We start from the raw sequence: 16,260 nt of genomic DNA on the forward strand, positions 1-16,260 counted from the left end.
CCAGCAGGACCAGTGCCTTGCTTGCCATGTCGTGATTCCTCCTCGTGTGTCGCCGCGGATCAGCGGTGGCTGTTCTTGCTGACGATCACCATGCCCTTGAGCATGTTGAGCGCCTCGTAGAGCTGGTAGTCGCGGACCACCAGCGGTTCGCGCTCCTCCTCGTCCTCGTCCTTCCCGCTCGCCGAGGCCTTGATCGCGTCCATCACCTCCGAGTCACCGTTGGTCAGGTGACCGGCCAGGCTCGCCTCGGAGATCGAGAACACCTCCTCGATATCGCTGACCTTGAGCTGGTGGACCGTGACGTCCGGCTCGATGCCCTCGGCCTGGATCGAGCGTCCACTGGGCGTGTAGTAGCGTGCCGTCGTCAGGCGGATGGCGCCCCCGTCGGTCAGGGGCATGATCGACTGGACCGACCCCTTGCCGAAGGTCTTTTCACCGATAACCAGCGCGCGACCACTGTCCTGAAGCGCACCCGCCACGATCTCGGAGGCGGATGCCGAGCCCCCGTTCACCAGTACCACGACAGGCGCCCCGTCGAGACGATCGCCGTCGCTGGCTTCGAAACTCATCTTCGCATCGGCCACGCGACCCTTGGTGTAGACGATCTGACCTTCATCGAGGAAGGCATCCGCCATCTCGACCGAGCCTTCGAGTACCCCGCCCGGATTGTTGCGCAGGTCGAGTACCAGGCCCTTGAGCGCCTCGTCGTCGTTTTCCTCGACCAGGGCATCGAGGGCCTCGTGCATCTGCTCGACGGTGCGAGACTGGAATTGCGAGACGCGGATGTAGCCCATGCCCGCTTCGAGCAACTCGTGCTTGACCGACTCGGCCTTGATGATCGCGCGGGTGATGGTGAACTCGAGCGGTTTCTTCTCGCCTTCGCGGGCGATGGTCAGGTCGATCTCGGTGTCCGGCTTGCCGCGCATGCGCTTGACGGCCTCCTCCAGGTCCATGTCCTGGGTGAGTTCGTCGTCGATGCGGATGATCTTGTCGCCCGCCTCCAGCCCGGCCTCCTTGGCCGGGGTGTCGTCGATCGGCGCGATGACCGTCAGCACGCCATCCTTCATTCCCACCTGGATGCCCAGCCCGCCGAACTCGCCGGAGGTGGATTCGCGCAGGCTCTTGAACTCCTCGTCATCGAGGTAGCCCGAATGGGGATCGAGTTCCGAGATCATCCCGCGTATGGAGTTTTCGATCAGCTCGCTCTCGCTGATGTCATCGACATAGTCCGACCGCACGCGCTCGAGCACGTCGGAGTAGGTCCGCAGCTGTTCCAGCGGGATGTCGCCGCTGCTCTCAGCCGGACGTTCGGCCATGGCGTTGATGGCGATGGCGATGGCAAAACCGAAGAAGGCGGCGATGCCGAGGCTCGAGGCCTTGCGGATCCAGGTCGTCATGCTGTGCTCTCTAGACATAAGTCGTCGGCGTCGTCGGGCCCGTTCGGGCCGGTCAGGCGGTCGCCCGGGGGCAGACCGTGTGGTTCAGTGATGGTGGGGGCGGCGGCCCGGCAATCAAGGCATCCGTCGGGAGGCCGTTGCCTTGTCGTGCTTGCCCGCCCGGGGCACGCGGCGGATCGCGACCGGTCCCCGGCGTGCCCGGGACGGGCATGGTCAACTATGCCACGGTCATGGCCTCCGCGGCGAGTCCAATCGAGTCCGCGCCGACCCCTCTAGATAGTACATGTGGTGATCGGACGCCAGCGTTGTCGGCTCAGCCGTCGACCGCCCGGCGCCAGGCCGGCCAGCGCCCCGGGTCGATCGGACGATTCCCACGGCGCACCTCGACGTAGAGCCCCTCCTGGCCGGCGTCGATCACGCCCGATGTGCACAGGCGATCGCCTCGCGACACGCGGTCGCCCTTGGCGACGTCCAGCGAGCGGCAGTGCGCGTAGAGCGAGAGGTAATCGCCGTCGTGGCGCAGCATCACCAGCTGCCCCCAGCCTTTTAGCGTGCCGGCGAATGCCACCCGGCCCCCGTCGACGGCTCGCACCGCACTGGCACCCCCCGCGTGGAAGATCACCCCGTCGTTGCGCAAGCGCCCCTGCGGCAGGGTCTCGCCGAAACGGCGTTCGATGCGCCCGGCAATCGGGATGCTGCCATCATCCCTGATCTCGTCGGGGGTCGTCTCCCGTGACGCGGATTCGCTTTGCTTTTCTGCCTGTTGCCGGGCCTGCTTCTCGGCCTCTTCGCGTTCGGTCCGGCGACGTTCCTCCTCGATGCGATCGGCCTCGCGTGCAGCGGCCACCTCGCGATCGAGTCGTTGCTTGCGTTCCAGCAGGTCCTTCAGCTCCTGCTGTTGCTGGTCGAGGGCCTCGCCCAGCGAGGCGAGCAGTCGTTGCTGTTCGGCGAGGTTCTCGCTCACGTCCGTGTAGTGTTGATCGAGACGTTCGCTGGCCGCCTTGAGCTTGCGGTCGGTCGACGCGATCGCCGCCCGGTTCTCGTCCAGCTCGGCACGCTGCGCCTCCAGTGCCCGTCGCGCCTGTTCGACGGGCCGGATCAGCGCACGCAGGTAGTGCAGGTCGCGCTCGGTCTGCAGTGCATCCCCGTCCCCCAGCACCGCCTGCAGGGCGCTGCCGCGCGTCAGGGGATAGGCGAGTTGCAGGCGGCGCTCCAGTTCGGCGCGTCGGCGGGCCAGTCCCTCGCGCAGTTCCGCCTCGCGCTGGTCGAGGTTGCGCTGCCGGGTCTCGAGTTCGCCGCGCTCGGCGTCCAGCTCGTTTGCCTTTTCTTCCAGGAAGTCCATGCGCTTTTGCAGATCGGCGAGCGCCTCGCGGGCGGCCTCCCGTTCTTCCTCGGTGGAGGCGATCTCCTCGCGCTGCGCATCGATGCGCTCCTCCAGGGCCGAGTCGGCGACCACGGGGGCGGCTGTGCCCGCGAGCAGGGCCAGGAGGACGAGGCCGGCCGGACGGACGAATCGGGCAGTTTGCCGGCCCGGCGTGGCATTCAGGTGTGGATGTGGCTGTGGCAAGGCTGCCCCTGACCGTGGACGAACGAGCGGAAACGGTGCCGCCGGGCGGTTGTTGACTGCCGCGTCCCGACCGGGTCTGCGGTGACTGCAACAATTCGGCGGAAAAGCGGTAGTATACGGGGGCCGGGAATCTGTGCACGAACTCGCCGTGCCGGCGCGAACTCGCGCCGAGACTCCCGTGAGGGTGTCGCCGAGCGGGCCACCCGGGTGCGCCACGAAGATCGCGCCGCGCCGGGTGCCCGCTCTCCGGCGTAACGTGGCGACATCCGTCACCCGCAACCAGCACTTGGGTCGAACCATGAACTTGGAAACCGAGGAATATCCCGCCACCCGGCTGATGGGCCGCTCAGAGGACATCGAGCGTGCCTCGCGATCGTTGAAGGCGATGTCTCACCCGCTGCGACTGAAGATCCTGTGCGTTCTGGGCGACAACGAGCTGAGCGTGCAGCAGATCGTCGAGGCGGTCGGCACGACCCAGAGCAACATCTCGCAGCACCTGGCCATCCTGCGCGACAAGGGCATACTCGCCTCGCGCAAGGATGCAAACCGTGTGTTCTACCGGGTCTCCGACGCGCGCACCCTGCGCTTGATCGGCATGATGCAGGAAGTTTTTTGCCCGCTTAATTAGGATAGAATAAAATAATTCTATTCCGGTGCGCTCTCTCCTTTGCCTGGGTGGGCGCGCTACCTCATTGGATTTTGCGGAGACAAGAACATGACTACCGATCGTTACGTGCGCATCATTGCCGGGTTGATGATCCTGGCCACGCTGGCGCTGGCGCATTTTACCGGCCAGGCGAATCTCGGTGAGCTTTCCTGGCTGTGGCTGACCGCGTTCATCGGCCTCAACCTGTTCCAGAGCGGCATCACGCGCTTCTGCCCGCTGGACTCGATCCTCGCGAAGATGGGCGTGCGCCGGGCCTGCTGAAGCGGTCGCACTCGACACGGCCTGCCAGGCCGTTGACCCGACAAGGCACCGGATCGGCATCGCGCCGCCGGTGCCTTGAATTTTTTGCGTGTCGCGGCCATTGTATGGCCCACCTTTCTCCCCCGATTTCAGAGAAGACGCAATGGAATCCTTGATCGACTTCCTGGCTCGCCACTGGGTGCTTTCCACCGTGGCCGCCGTTCTGATCGTGCTGCTGATCAGCAACGAGCTCTCGAGGCGCATGCAGAAGTTCAAGACGCTCGAACCCGCCGAGGTGGCCCGCAAGGCCGGCCGCGATGGCGTGGCCCTGATCGATGTCCGCGAGGACAACGAATGGAAGGCCGGGCACATCAAGGGCGCTCGCCACATTCCGCTGGGCAAGCTGGAGAAGAAGCTGAGCGACATCAAGGGCGAAAACCCCGACGAGGTGGTGCTGTACTGCCGCTCGGGCAATCGCTCGGCCACCGCGGCGAACCTGCTGGTCAAGGGCGGGCTCGAGAACGTCAGCCACCTCGGTGGCGGCATCCTGGCCTGGGAGGGTCAGAACTACCCGGTTTCCAAGGGCAAGTGAGGTTGCGGTGGTGACCGGCGAATCCTCCGCGGGCACCGGCCAGCCGCCGATCGTCGTCTACCAGAGCCCGCTCTGTCCCTTCTGCCACTTCGCCAAGCGCCTGCTGAAAAAGCGCGGCCTGACGTTCGAGTCGATCAACGTCCAGCTGTCGGCGGCGAAAAGGGACGAGATGATCCAGCGGGCCAAGCGGCTGACGGTGCCGCAGATATTCATCGGCGAGACACATGTCGGCGGTTACGATGAGCTTGCCGCCCTGGACCGCGAGGATCGCCTGATGCGCCTGGTGGAGGCCGAGGCGCGTCGTGCCGCTGGCGAGCCGCCGGTCGAGGGTGGCTGAGCCGCCGCATTGACACCGGCACGGTCCGGTCGCGCTATCATGGATGCCGGCATGAAGCGAGAGGATGTGCCGCGATGAGTGACCCCAGACACGTTGTCTGCCCGGCCTGTGGGGCGATCAACCGCCTGCCCGCCGAGCGGCTTGGCAGTGGTAACTGCGGTCGCTGCGGCGGTTCGCTGTTCCCCGGCCAGCCGCTGGTACTGGACGAATCGAGCTTCGAACGCCATGTCGGCCGCAACGACCTGCCCGTCCTGGTCGACTTCTGGGCCGAGTGGTGTGGGCCATGCAAGATGATGGCGCCCACCTTCGATCAACTGGCGCGCGACTACAGCGGGCGGCTGGTCGTGGCCAAGCTCGAGACCGAGCGGGCCCCGGCCGTGTCGGCGCGCTTCGGCATCCGCAGCATTCCGACGATGATCCTGTTCTCCGGCGGCCGCGAAGTCGATCGCCTTTCCGGTGCCCTGCCGGCCGCGCAACTGACGCAGTGGCTGGCCGGGCACGGCATTAGATGAATCCCGACGAACAACCGACTACCAGGAACCAACGACATGGCAGAGGGCGAAAACACCGCCGCCGGCAACGGCCAGGCGACCGGGGGCAACGACCAGCAGTTCTTCATGCAGAAGATCTATCTCAAGGACGTGTCCTTCGAGTCGCCGCAGGCACCCGACATCTTCACGCGTGACGACTGGAAGCCCGAGGTCAGCGTCCAGGTAGGCAACAACGCCACTCGGTTGAGCGATGCCACCTTCGAGACCGAGCTGACCATCACCGTCACTGCCACCCACGACGAGAAGACCATCTACCTCGCCGAGGTGCAGTACGGCGGGGTGTTCACGATCAAGGGCTTCGACGATGCCTCGCGGCGTCAGCTTCTCGGTGCGTACTGCCCGACGCTGCTGTTTCCCTACATCCGCGAGACGGTCTCCGATCTGGTGATGAAGGGCGGCTTCCCGCAGATGGTGCTCCAGCCGATCAACTTCGATGCCCTGTACGCGCAGCACGAACAGCAGCAGCGCGCGGCACAGGCCGAAGGCGCGTCGGACGCCCGCCCGAACTGACCGGTGGTCATGCCTGAACCGCAGCACACACGGATTGCGGTGCTCGGTGCCGGTTCCTGGGGAACCGCGCTCGCCGCACTGCTGGCCACCAACGGGGCGCGGGTGCGCCTCTGGGCCCGCGATGCCGACCAGGCGGCGGCGATCGATCGAGACCACCAGAACGCGCGCTACCTGCCGGGGGTTTCCCTTCCCGACACGCTGCGCGCCGGTTCGGACCTGGCGTGGGCGGTCGATCAGGCCGAGCAGGTCTGGCTGGTGCTGCCGACCAAGATCCTGGGCGAATTCCTTGCCGAGCACGCCGCGACCTTGCCGCGGTCGGCCACCTACGTGACCGCCTCCAAGGGCTTCGAGCCGGGCACGGGACGACGTATCGACGAGCTGGTCGCCGGGGCGCTGGGCGACGTCTCGTTCGCGGTGGTCTCGGGCCCGACCTTCGCCATCGAGGTGGCGCACGGTCGCCCCGCCGCCCTGGCCGTCGGCAGTCGTGACCGGGCCGTTGCCGAGACCGTCGCCGAGGAACTGCGCAACGACCACATCCGCTGTTATCCGAGCAGCGACGTGATCGGGATCGAACTGGCCGGCGGCCTGAAGAACGTCCTGGCGATCGCGGCCGGGGTCTCCGACGGCTTTGGTTTTGGCGCCAACACGCGGGCGGCATTGATCACGCGCGGGCTGGCCGAGATCATGCGGTTGGGCGAGGCGATGGGCGCGCGGGCGGAGACCTTCACCGGGCTGGCCGGCCTGGGCGACCTGGTGCTGACCTGCACTGACGACCACTCGCGCAACCGGCAGTTCGGTCTGCGGCTGGCCAAGGGCGAGTCCGTGGACGCCGCGGTCGCCGCGATCGGCCAGGCGGTCGAGGGCATCAGCGCCGCGCGCGAGGGCCATCGTCTGGCGCAGGCCCACGGGCAGGACATGCCGATCACCGAGGGCGTCTACCGCGTGCTGTACGAAGGCTTGCCCGCCCGTGAGGCCGTGGCCGAGCTGCTCGCCCGCGACCCGCGTCCCGAGGTCTGAGCCGGCCTTGAGAGCCTGATCGGGTGGCCGTCAGTCGCTCGCCGGCACGATCTCGATAATTTCCGCGCGGTGCTCCCGCACCACGAAGCGCACGTCGATTTCCTCGATCCGCATGCCGTAGACCCGATCCGGATCGTCGTGAAAGGCGGGTCGCGGGTCCTGCGCAAGGCTCTGCTCGATCAACGCGATCCGCTCCGCTGGCAGCCGTTCCAGCCACGGCTCGGCCGCGCCCCAGATCACGGCCAGCCGCTCCGGCGGTGCGCTGGCCCAGCCGCCCCGGCTGTCCGCCGGGCAGTCGGCGTAGGGCACGTGCGGTTTCACGTCGAGAACGGGTGTGCCGTCGAGGAGATCGAGTCCGCCCAGGTGCAGCCGCACCCCATTGGCATCGCGCTGCACGTCGATCAGCCGCACCACCGACAGCCCGATCGGGTTGGGTCGGACCGGGGCGCGGCTGGCGAATACCCCCACCCGTTCGTTGCCGCCCAGGCGTGGCGGTCGGACCGCCTTGCGGTCCCCCGCCTGCATGCGCCGCTTGGCATGGAAGACCCATACCAGCCACAGGTGGGAAAACGCCTCGATGCCTTGCCAGGCGGACGGGGCGCGCCAGTCGGCCGTCGGCACCAGGATGCCCGTGGCCGCCGGCACGATGCCCGACTGGCGCGGGATGCCGAACCCCTCCCGATAGGGGCTTTCGATGTGCCCGATCGGCCGCATGGGCCACTCATTCGTCATTTCGCCCCCGCGAAGTTCAGTTGGCGCCAGGCCTCGAACAAGGCCACCGAGGCGGCGTTGGCCAGATTCAGGCTGCGCGAGCCCGACACCATCGGCAGGTAGAGTCGTTGCTGTTCGGGCAGGGAATCCAGCACCCCGTCGGGCAGGCCGCGGGTCTCGGGGCCGAACAGCAGGACGTCATCGGGTCGATAGCGGACTTGATCGTAGCGAGTTACTCCGCGCGTGGAGAAGGCCAGCAGTCGCCCCGGCACAGCCGCCCGGGCCTGCTCCAGGTCGGCATGGCGATGGACGTGGGTGAGCTGGTGGTAGTCGAGCCCCGCTCGGCGCAGGGCCTTGTCGGACAGCGAGAAGCCCAGCGGCTCGACCAGGTGCAGCTGCGAGCCGGTGTTGGCGCACAGCCGGATCAGGTTGCCGGTGTTGGGCGGGATCTCGGGTTCGAACAGCATGATCGATGGCATCCCGGCATTGTAGGCCAGCCGGGCCGCCCGCCGGCGAGCAAGTCGGCCCGGTTGCTGTGTAGAATGCGATCCACATCCCGTTCGCTCGTCCATGACCCCAACTCGGTGACAAGGGCGCGCGAACCGAGCAGACTCGCCTGGTGAAGGCTTGGAGGTAAAGGCATGAAGGTACTGGTAATCGGTGGTGGCGGCCGCGAACACGCCCTGGCTTGGAAGATCGCCCAGTCGGCACGGGTGGAGACGGTCTTTGTCGCGCCCGGCAACCCCGGCACGGCCACCGAGGCCAAATGCCGCAACGTGCCCATTGCCGCGACCAACGTCGCCGAACTGGTCGCCTTCGCCGCCGACAATGCCATCGAGTTGACCGTGGTCGGCCCCGAGGCGCCACTGGTCGAGGGCGTGGTCGACACCTTCCGCGACGCGGGGCTCGCCATCTTCGGCCCGACCCAGCAGGCCGCGCAGCTGGAGGGCTCCAAGGCCTTCGCCAAGGACTTCATGGAGCGCCACGGCATCCCGACCGCCAAGTATCGCGTGTTCGACACCCCCGCCCCGGCGATCGACTTCGTCCACGAGCACGGCGCGCCGGTGGTGGTGAAGGCCGACGGGCTGGCCGCCGGCAAGGGGGTGATCGTCGCCCAGACCATCGACGAGGCCGAGGCCGCCATCCGCGACATCTTCGCCGGCCAGTTCGGTGCCGCCGGCGCCCGCGTGGTGGTCGAATCCTTCCTCGAGGGCGAGGAGGCGAGCTTCATCGTGATGGTCGACGGCGAGCACGTCCTGCCGATGGCCTCCAGCCAGGACCACAAGGCCCGCGACGAGGGCGACCGCGGCCCCAACACCGGCGGCATGGGCGCCTACTCGCCTGCACCGGTACTCGATGACGCCATGATCGCCAAGGTGATGGAGACCGTCATCGAGCCCACCGTCAAGGGCATGGCCCTCGACGGCCTGCCCTACACTGGCTTTCTCTACGCCGGCCTGATGATCGGCGCGGACGGCGAGCCGCAGGTGCTGGAGTTCAACTGCCGCTTCGGCGACCCGGAAACCCAGCCGGTGCTGATGCGCCTGGACAGTGATCTGGTCGACCTGCTCCAGGCCGGCGTCAACGGCACGCTCGACCAGGTCACCGCCGAGTGGACTCCGCAGGCCGCCGTGGGCGTGGTCCTTGCCTCTGCCGGCTACCCGGAAAGCGCGTCGAAGGGAGACGTGATCACCGGTCTGGACACATTGCCCGAGGGCGTGAAGGCCTTTCACGCCGGCACCGCCGAGCGGGACGGCAATGTTGTCACCAACGGTGGGCGGGTGCTCTGCATCACCGCCCTGGGCGAAACGGTCGAGGCGGCGCAACGGGCTGCCTATGCCGGGGTCGACAAGGTCCACTTCGAGGGCGGCTTCTGTCGCCGGGACATCGGCTGGCGGGCGATCGGCCGCGACTGAGTACTCGGTGCGAACAAGCGCTGGCGATCGGGCGGAAAGCTGCTTTACTCCGTGGCCCTGCCCTCGTCAAGGTGACCCGATCATGCCCCGTATTCTCGCCATCCTTGCCTCCCTGTTTTTCGTCGGCGGTGCCAACGCCTCGGACCTTTCGCCGGGCGATGCCGCCCCCGCCTTCGCCCTGCCCGATCAGGACGGCGAGACCCACCGGCTCGCCGACTACCGCGGCCAGTGGCTGGTGCTGTACTTCTATCCCAAGGACGACACCCCGGGGTGCACCACCGAGGCCTGCAGCTTCCGCGACAACATCAACCGCCTGATCGCACAGGATGCGGCCGTGCTGGGCGTGAGCATGGACAGCGTGGAGAGCCACGCCGACTTCGCCCGCGAGCACGAACTGCCCTTCCCACTGCTCGCCGACCCCGAGGGCGAGGTGGTCGAGCGATACGGGGCGTTGAGCGATTTCATGGTGGTGAAGTTCGCCAAGCGCCAAACCTTCATCATCGATCCCGAAGGCAACATCGCGACGATCTACCGCAAGGTGGACCCCGACGAGCACGTGAAGGACGTGCTCGACGATCTCGAGGCCCTGCGCGGCGAGGACTGAATCGTCAGTCGACGCGGAACTTCGCGTGACAGGCCATGCACTGGTTCATGGCCTCGGCGGTCATGGCGGTGATGTCCTCGAGCGGATCGGTCTCGGCACGGATGGCGATCTCCTCGAAGGTCATGTGCATCGGCCCGCCGATCGCCTTGAACTCGGGCGGGGTCTTGTCGCGGATGGAGGCGGGCGTGCCGCGTGCCATGCGGTTGCCCGAGACCTTCGCGGCTTGAGCGATGGCCTCGCGATCCTCCTCGCTGATACCGTGCAGGATCCCCTGAACGCTGCCGAGCATCATGCGCATGTCGGCGAGGAAGGTAGCCTTCTCCTCGGACGTGAAACCCAGGTCGACGCGCGAATCGCCGCCGGAGGCGGCCGGTTCATCGGCCATCGAGCCCTGTGGCATCAGCGAGGCGAATGTGATGCTGCCGGCGAGCAGCAGGTCGCGGGTGGTCCTTGTGAAGAAAAACGTGCTCATGTCTGCGTCCCTTTCTCATGGTGATTTTCTCCGCACGGCGTCATTCCGCGACGACCGCACGGTAGCCGGCATGGCAGGCGACGCACTGGCGATTCACGCCGGCGAGTGCCTCCAGCGGCGGTCGGAGGTCACCGGTGACCTCCGCGTCCCGGCTGATCCGGGCGAACTTGCTGGCCGAGCGGTGCATGCGCCCGCCGATCTCGCGCATTCCCTCCGGCATGAAGCGCGCCATGCGCGAGGCGCCATGCTCCTCCATCGAGCTCATGCCCAGCCGGGATTCCGCGATGTCGGCCGCCGCGGTGAAGTCCTCGTCGGCAAGCGCTGCCTGGATCTCGCCCATGGCCTCGAGGTGATCCCGCATGTTCGCCAGCATGTGCGTGCGCATGGGTGCCGGGAGCGACACGGCCTGCCGGTCGTCACTCACCGCGGCGTGACCGTCGTGTGGAGCGGCGCCGATGGCGGATGTCGCCAGCGCGATGCCGGCAAGCAACAGCAGGTTCGTCAGGGATCGAAGGGGTCGCATGGAGGGTCTCCGTGTACCTTGAAGCCAACCAAGGTTAGGCCGTGGAGTGCGAGCCGCATATGATCTGGATCATTCGGTGAGGCGCAAGGAGGGTTGATCAGGTGATCGACTGGCAGCGATTGAGCGACGACCACCCGGTTCTCGCGGGTGTGCCCGCGACCCTGCGCGAGCAGGCCGTCGAGCGACGCGTCGCGGCCGGCGAACGACTTGCCCGTCAGGGGGAGGCGCCAGCGGCGATGTTCTTCGTGCTGGCGGGCGAGGTGCGGCTGTTGCGCCGCTCGCCGGCCGGCAGAGAAACGATCATGCAGCGGGTGCAGGAGGGATTCGTCGCCGAGGCGAGCCTGGATGCGACCTGTTACCACTGCGACCTGGTCGCCGGGGTGGCCGGACGTGTGCTGGCGTTTCCCCGTCGGGCATTCGACGCGGTGCTGGCGGAAGATGCCCGGTTCAACCGGGCATGGATCGCGCATCTGTCGCGCGAGCTGCGACAGGCGCGCGCCCGCAACGAGCGCCTGGCCTGCCCGACCGCGGCCGAGCGGATCCGGCATGCCATCGAGACGGAGGGCGACGGCAGCGGACTGGTCCTCGATCAGACTCGAAAGGAATGGGCCGCCGAGCTCGGGCTGACCCACGAGGCGCTTTACCGAGCCCTGCGTCGGCTGCGCGAGGCGGGCTCGATCCGTGAGGATGGCCAACGGATCGAGTGGCTGGCCGACTGAGCCCGTGTCGCCATGAAGAAACCCGGCCACTGGCCGGGTTTTTCGTATCGGTGCTGAGCGTCGGGTTCAGCCGCGGCGCATCGAGTCGTAGAACTCGTTGTTGGTCTTGGTCTGCTGCAGCTTGTCGAGCAGGAACTCCACCGCCTCGAGCTCGCCCATCGGGTGGAGGAACTTCCTGAGGATCCACATCTTCTGCAACTCCTCGGTGTCCGTGAGCAGCTCCTCGCGACGGGTGCCGGAGCGGTTGATGTTGATCGCCGGGTAGACGCGCTTTTCGGCGATGCGCCGGTCGAGGTGGAGCTCCATGTTGCCGGTGCCCTTGAATTCCTCGTAGATCACCTCGTCCATCTTCGAGCCGGTGTCGACCAGCGCGGTGGCCAGGATGGTCAGGCTGCCGCCTTCCTCGACGTTGCGCGCGGCACCGAAGAAGCGCTTGGGGCGGTGCAGGGCGTTGGCGTCCACGCCGCCGGTCAGCACCTTGCCCGAGGAGGGCACCACGGTGTTGTAGGCACGCGCCAGGCGGGTGATGGAATCGAGCAGGATCACCACGTCGCGCTTGTGCTCGACCAGGCGCTTGGCCTTCTCGATGACCATCTCGGCGACCTGCACGTGGCGCGGTGCCGGCTCGTCGAAGGTCGAGGCGACCACCTCGCCGCGCACGGTGCGCTGCATCTCGGTGACTTCCTCGGGGCGCTCGTCGATCAGGAGCACGATCAGGTCGCACTCGGGGTGGTTGTGGGCGATGCTCTGCGCGATGTTCTGCAGCAGCATGGTCTTGCCCGCCTTCGGGGGCGCGACGATCAGGCCGCGCTGGCCCATGCCGATCGGCGAGACGATGTCGATGATCCGCGCGGTGAGATCCTCGGTCGAGCCGTTGCCACGCTCCATGCGCATGCGCTGTTCGGCGTGTAGCGGGGTGAGGTTCTCGAACAGGATCTTGGTCTTGGACGCCTCGGGCTTCTCGAAGTTGATCTTCTCGATCTTCAGGAGCGCGAAGTAGCGTTCGTTATCCTTGGGCGGGCGGATCGTGCCGGTGATCGTGTCGCCGGTCTGCAGGTTGAAGCGGCGGATCTGCGAGGGCGAGACGTAGATATCGGCCGGGCCGGCGAGATACGAGCCGTCGGCGCTGCGCAGGAAGCCGAATCCGTCCGACAGGATCTCCAGCACGCCGTCGCCGTGGATCGACTCGCCCGTCTTGGCGTGTGCCTTGAGCAGGGCGAAGATGACGTCCTGCTTGCGGGTCCGGGCGATGTTTTCCAGCCCCATCGACTGGGCCAGGTCCATGAGTTCCGGAACGGGCTTGCTCTTGAGTTCGGTTAGATTCATTCGAATGGATTCGTCGTGGGGACCGCGGCGGGCCACAGATGGATAATCAACGGGATGTCGAAGGGCGAAATCAAATGCTGAGATCGGAAGGCCACCGAGGTGTGACCGGACGACAGAAGGGGTGTGTCGTCTGAGGGAGTCGCGGAACGCGTCCGGGTGGCTTGCGGCCGAGAGGTCCTGGCGACCTCGGGGCCGGCGCAGCGGGGCGGGTGGCGTTCGGCGATCCCTTGACTGGCTGGGATTCTGGCACAGAACCTACCACTTGCCAAACAGTGGAGAACGGTTTGACAGGCGGTGGTGTCGGTTCGCGTTCCCCGAAGGGATCAGAGGGCCGAGTCGATGAAGTCGGTCAGCTGCGACTTCGAAACGGCGCCGACCTTGGTGCCCTCGACCTTGCCGTTCTTGAACAGCATCAGGGTCGGGATGCCGCGGATGCCGTTCTGGCGCGGAGTTTCCGGGTTCTCGTCGATGTTGACCTTGGCGATCTTGAGCTTGCCGGCGTAGTCGTCGGCGACCTCGTCGAGAATCGGCGAGATCATCTTGCACGGCCCGCACCACTCGGCCCAGAAGTCGACCAGTACGGGGGTGTCGCTATTGACGACCTGGGCTTCGAAATCCGCGTCGGATACGTAGACGATATTGTCGCTCACGGCATGACTCCTAATTAACTGTTAATGCCTGTAGGGCAATTGTTCATCCCTTGACGCCGCTTTTCAAGCGACCGCACCTCGTGGTGCTATTCTGCCGCCCGACGGGCCCGATGGGCTCATCGAACAACCGAAGTATGGCCCGGCCTTCCCGATCACGCAAAAGGAACCCTCGCTCCCATGGCGTCTTTGACCGAGCTTCGTTACGTGATGGCGGTTGCCCGCGAGCGGCATTTCGGCCGCGCCGCCGCCCGCTGCTTCGTCAGCCAGCCCACCCTGAGCGTGGGGGTGAAGCGACTGGAGTCCGCGCTCGGGGTGCAGATCTTCGAGCGCGCCAGCCGCTCCGAGGTACAGGTTACCGCCGAGGGACGCGCGATCATCGAGCAGGCCGAGCGGGTTCTCGACGAGATGGAGCGACTCGAGGACCTGGCGCGAACACGCCGCGACCCGCTGGCCGCCCCGCTGCGTATCGGGCTGATCCACACCGTCGGCCCCTACCTCCTGCCGCGACTGATCGGCCGGCTGCACGAGCTGGCGCCCAACATGCCGATCGAGATCACCGAGGGGCTGACCGCCGACCTCGCCGATCGGCTCGAGCATGGCGAGCTGGACGTGGTGGTGCTCTCGCTGCCGTTCGAGGCGGCCGGGGTGGCGGTCGAGCCGGTCTACCGCGAACCGTTCACGGTAGCGGTGCCGGTCGGCCATCCGCTGGCCGAGCAGACGGCGATCGAACCCGATCAGCTTGCCGAACACGATCTGCTGCTGCTCGGTCAGGGTCACTGCTTTCGTGACCAGGTGCTGGGCGTCTGCCCGCGCTGCAACGACGGGCGAGCGTTCGGGCGCCTGCAGCGGACCCTCGAGGGTGGGTCGCTGGAGACCATGCGCATGATGGTCGCCAGTGGGGCAGGCATCACGGTGTTGCCCTGCAGCTCGACCTGGACACAGGACGAGGGCACGCAGGCGCTGGTGCGCTACCTGCCGTTTGCCAGCGACACGCCCACTCGGGATATCGCCCTGGCCAGCCGCCGACGATTTTCGCGTCCGCAGGCCGTCGAGGTGCTGACCCGCTCGATCCGGGAAACCCTGCCGACCTGCTGCGAGACGCTCAGTCGAGAATGACGACCTCTTCGGCCTGCGGGCCCTTGCGCCCCTGACCGATCTGGTATTCGACCTTCTGGCCCTCGGTCAGACGCGAGGCACCGCCGTCGTTGATGGCGCGGAAGTGGACGAACAGGTCCTCGCCGTTGTCGCGGATGATGAAGCCGAAGCCCTTGTCGACGTTGAACCACTTGACCTTGCCGGTCTCGCGGACGGGTTCGTGTTCCACCGCGACCTCCTTGGGACGCAGGGCAGGCTTGGCGGGACGGGTGGTAAGCCACCCTGCGAGCAGGGAAATGATGAGGATGACGGCTGCCGAAGCGAGGAACTGCAGCAGCCGCTGGTCGAGGTAGTCGTAGATCTGGCCGATGGCCAATGCGCCGATGACGGCGAGTCCGAGGGTGACGATAAAGGCGGTGAGTCGGGAGTCCTGCCAGGTTTTCATGGGTGGGATGGTTTCCGTGTTGCTTGTGTGTCGTTATGTCGGAGGCCGGTCAGCGCCGGCCCGAGTCGTGGGCATCGCAAAGGCGCCGGGTATGCGGGGCGATCGCCGCCGGTTGTCGCGGATTCGCACGACCTGTCCCGGCGCGATATAAGCCGGGAGGGTCGCTCACGCGGGGCCCCGCGGCTGGTATTCTGTCACATTTGCCGCACGGCCGACGCCCCGAACGGGTCGCGGCGTGGTGAATCTCGGGAGGGAGGTCATGTCTGGAACGCAAGGCGAGTGGGTCTACGAAACGGTCGAGGAGATGGGCGCGCGCTTCGGCATTCGCGCCACCGAAAAGCTGCTCGACGAGCAGACGCCCTATCAGCACCTCGAGGTCTGGCGGACCGAGCGCTGGGGCAACCTGATGCTGCTCGACGGGGTGATGATGCTCTCCTCGCTGGAGAACTACCTCTACCACGAGATGATGGCGCACCCGGCGCTGCAGAGCCACGCGAACCCCCGCAAGGTGGTGATCGTCGGCGGCGGCGACTGCGGCACGCTCACCGAGGTCCTCAAGCACGAGGAGGTCGAATCAGTGGTGCAGATCGACATCGACGCGGCGGTCACCCGCGCGGCCGAGCGGTTCTTCCCGGAGCTGACCGCGCACAACGACGACCCGCGTGTGGACCTGCGCTTCGAGGACGGCGTCGCCTGGATGAAGAACGCCCCGGCGGAGAGCGTCGACGTGATCATCGTCGATTCGACCGATCCCATCGGCCCCGGCACCGGCCTGTTCGGGCCGGCCTTCCTCGCCGACTGTCACCGCGTGCTGCGCGAGGACGGCATCATGGTCGGCCAGAGCGAGTCGCCGTTCTACCACATGCCGCTGATGATCGATTACCACCGCGCCATGAAGGCCGCCGGCTTCGCCGAGCGCCG

21 protein-coding genes are annotated in these 16,260 nt (G+C 66.8%); 12 read left to right on the forward strand and 9 right to left on the reverse strand.

The features are described from left to right. Positions 1 to 59 precede the first annotated feature (59 nt). Positions 60 to 1,397: a S41 family peptidase gene (locus tag ACLFRM_RS06130; protein WP_410754840.1), complete on the reverse strand. Its 1,338-nt coding sequence runs from the start codon at positions 1,395 to 1,397 to the stop codon at positions 60 to 62. Between the two features lie 313 nt (positions 1,398 to 1,710). Then, positions 1,711 to 2,964 (reverse strand): murein hydrolase activator EnvC family protein, encoded by a 1,254-nt coding sequence (locus ACLFRM_RS06135; protein WP_410754841.1) that lies wholly within the window; start codon positions 2,962 to 2,964, stop codon positions 1,711 to 1,713. Positions 2,965 to 3,262: 298 nt separating this feature from the next. Between ACLFRM_RS06135 and ACLFRM_RS06140 the strand changes: the two genes are divergently transcribed. The 7 genes from ACLFRM_RS06140 (at position 3,263) to ACLFRM_RS06170 (ending at position 6,878) form a co-directional block, all read left to right on the forward strand. Further along, positions 3,263 to 3,592, forward strand: coding sequence for an ArsR/SmtB family transcription factor (locus tag ACLFRM_RS06140; RefSeq protein ID WP_058574906.1), 330 nt, complete (start codon positions 3,263 to 3,265; stop codon positions 3,590 to 3,592). Between the two features lie 87 nt (positions 3,593 to 3,679). Next, positions 3,680 to 3,892 carry a DUF2892 domain-containing protein gene (locus ACLFRM_RS06145; protein WP_410754842.1) on the forward strand — a complete coding sequence of 71 codons (213 nt, stop codon included), beginning with the start codon at positions 3,680 to 3,682 and terminating at the stop codon, positions 3,890 to 3,892. Positions 3,893 to 4,034: 142 nt separating this feature from the next. Beyond that, the gene (locus tag ACLFRM_RS06150; RefSeq protein ID WP_410754843.1) at positions 4,035 to 4,463 is read left to right on the forward strand and encodes a rhodanese-like domain-containing protein; all 429 of its coding nucleotides are present in this window, start codon (positions 4,035 to 4,037) and stop codon (positions 4,461 to 4,463) included. A 10-nt stretch (positions 4,464 to 4,473) separates the two neighbouring features. After that, positions 4,474 to 4,800, forward strand: coding sequence for a glutaredoxin 3 (grxC, locus tag ACLFRM_RS06155; protein WP_410754844.1), 327 nt, complete (start codon positions 4,474 to 4,476; stop codon positions 4,798 to 4,800). A 74-nt stretch (positions 4,801 to 4,874) separates the two neighbouring features. Then, the gene (trxC, locus tag ACLFRM_RS06160; RefSeq protein WP_410754845.1) at positions 4,875 to 5,312 is read left to right on the forward strand and encodes a thioredoxin TrxC; all 438 of its coding nucleotides are present in this window, start codon (positions 4,875 to 4,877) and stop codon (positions 5,310 to 5,312) included. 36 nt (positions 5,313 to 5,348) lie between these two features. Next, positions 5,349 to 5,861 (forward strand): protein-export chaperone SecB, encoded by a 513-nt coding sequence (secB, locus tag ACLFRM_RS06165; RefSeq protein ID WP_410754846.1) that lies wholly within the window; start codon positions 5,349 to 5,351, stop codon positions 5,859 to 5,861. Positions 5,862 to 5,870: 9 nt separating this feature from the next. Beyond that, complete coding sequence (locus ACLFRM_RS06170) at positions 5,871 to 6,878, forward strand: NAD(P)H-dependent glycerol-3-phosphate dehydrogenase (RefSeq protein WP_410754847.1); 1,008 nt, start codon at positions 5,871 to 5,873, stop codon at positions 6,876 to 6,878. Positions 6,879 to 6,908: 30 nt separating this feature from the next. Here the strand turns inward: ACLFRM_RS06170 and tsaA are convergent, their stop codons facing one another. Together tsaA and ACLFRM_RS06180 are read right to left on the reverse strand one after the other, a co-directional pair. Next, positions 6,909 to 7,592: a tRNA (N6-threonylcarbamoyladenosine(37)-N6)-methyltransferase TrmO gene (gene tsaA / locus ACLFRM_RS06175; RefSeq protein WP_410754848.1), complete on the reverse strand. Its 684-nt coding sequence runs from the start codon at positions 7,590 to 7,592 to the stop codon at positions 6,909 to 6,911. Between the two features lie 14 nt (positions 7,593 to 7,606). Next, the gene (locus ACLFRM_RS06180) at positions 7,607 to 8,068 is read right to left on the reverse strand and encodes a tRNA (cytidine(34)-2'-O)-methyltransferase (protein WP_410754849.1); all 462 of its coding nucleotides are present in this window, start codon (positions 8,066 to 8,068) and stop codon (positions 7,607 to 7,609) included. A 162-nt stretch (positions 8,069 to 8,230) separates the two neighbouring features. Here ACLFRM_RS06180 and purD point away from each other — a divergent pair, with 162 nt between their 5' ends. Next, positions 8,231 to 9,505 (forward strand): phosphoribosylamine--glycine ligase, encoded by a 1,275-nt coding sequence (gene purD / locus ACLFRM_RS06185; protein WP_410754850.1) that lies wholly within the window; start codon positions 8,231 to 8,233, stop codon positions 9,503 to 9,505. 82 nt (positions 9,506 to 9,587) lie between these two features. After that, a complete protein-coding gene (locus tag ACLFRM_RS06190) occupies positions 9,588 to 10,109 on the forward strand; it encodes a peroxiredoxin (RefSeq protein ID WP_410754851.1) in 522 nt (173 codons plus the stop codon). 4 nt (positions 10,110 to 10,113) lie between these two features. Here the strand turns inward: ACLFRM_RS06190 and ACLFRM_RS06195 are convergent, their stop codons facing one another. Both ACLFRM_RS06195 and ACLFRM_RS06200 read right to left on the reverse strand, forming a co-directional pair. Continuing rightward, positions 10,114 to 10,581 carry a hypothetical protein gene (locus tag ACLFRM_RS06195; RefSeq protein ID WP_410754852.1) on the reverse strand — a complete coding sequence of 156 codons (468 nt, stop codon included), beginning with the start codon at positions 10,579 to 10,581 and terminating at the stop codon, positions 10,114 to 10,116. A 40-nt stretch (positions 10,582 to 10,621) separates the two neighbouring features. Then, complete coding sequence (locus ACLFRM_RS06200) at positions 10,622 to 11,104, reverse strand: hypothetical protein (protein ID WP_410754853.1); 483 nt, start codon at positions 11,102 to 11,104, stop codon at positions 10,622 to 10,624. 101 nt (positions 11,105 to 11,205) lie between these two features. Between ACLFRM_RS06200 and ACLFRM_RS06205 the strand changes: the two genes are divergently transcribed. Beyond that, complete coding sequence (locus ACLFRM_RS06205) at positions 11,206 to 11,823, forward strand: Crp/Fnr family transcriptional regulator (RefSeq protein WP_410754854.1); 618 nt, start codon at positions 11,206 to 11,208, stop codon at positions 11,821 to 11,823. Between the two features lie 66 nt (positions 11,824 to 11,889). Here ACLFRM_RS06205 and rho read toward each other — a convergent pair whose 3' ends face one another. Both rho and trxA read right to left on the reverse strand, forming a co-directional pair. Beyond that, positions 11,890 to 13,149, reverse strand: a complete 1,260-nt coding sequence (gene rho, locus ACLFRM_RS06210) for a transcription termination factor Rho (RefSeq protein ID WP_410754855.1) — start codon at positions 13,147 to 13,149, stop codon at positions 11,890 to 11,892. 323 nt (positions 13,150 to 13,472) lie between these two features. Beyond that, the gene (gene trxA, locus ACLFRM_RS06215) at positions 13,473 to 13,799 is read right to left on the reverse strand and encodes a thioredoxin TrxA (protein ID WP_410754856.1); all 327 of its coding nucleotides are present in this window, start codon (positions 13,797 to 13,799) and stop codon (positions 13,473 to 13,475) included. Positions 13,800 to 13,976: 177 nt separating this feature from the next. Between trxA and ACLFRM_RS06220 the strand changes: the two genes are divergently transcribed. Then, complete coding sequence (locus ACLFRM_RS06220; RefSeq protein WP_410754857.1) at positions 13,977 to 14,915, forward strand: hydrogen peroxide-inducible genes activator; 939 nt, start codon at positions 13,977 to 13,979, stop codon at positions 14,913 to 14,915. On the opposite strand, the gene ACLFRM_RS06225 is transcribed toward ACLFRM_RS06220, so the two are convergent. Then, on the reverse strand, positions 14,902 to 15,123 hold the full coding sequence (locus ACLFRM_RS06225) for a cold-shock protein (RefSeq protein WP_410754859.1): 222 nt from the start codon (positions 15,121 to 15,123) through the stop codon (positions 14,902 to 14,904). The genes ACLFRM_RS06220 and ACLFRM_RS06225 overlap by 14 nt on opposite strands. A gap of 475 nt (positions 15,124 to 15,598) precedes the next feature. Between ACLFRM_RS06225 and speE the strand changes: the two genes are divergently transcribed. Further along, positions 15,599 to 16,260: polyamine aminopropyltransferase (gene speE / locus ACLFRM_RS06230; RefSeq protein ID WP_410754858.1), on the forward strand; the 662-nt coding region annotated here is incomplete at its 3' end.

The organism is Guyparkeria sp. (assembly GCF_046540515.1).
Classification (GTDB): domain Bacteria; phylum Pseudomonadota; class Gammaproteobacteria; order Halothiobacillales; family Halothiobacillaceae; genus Guyparkeria.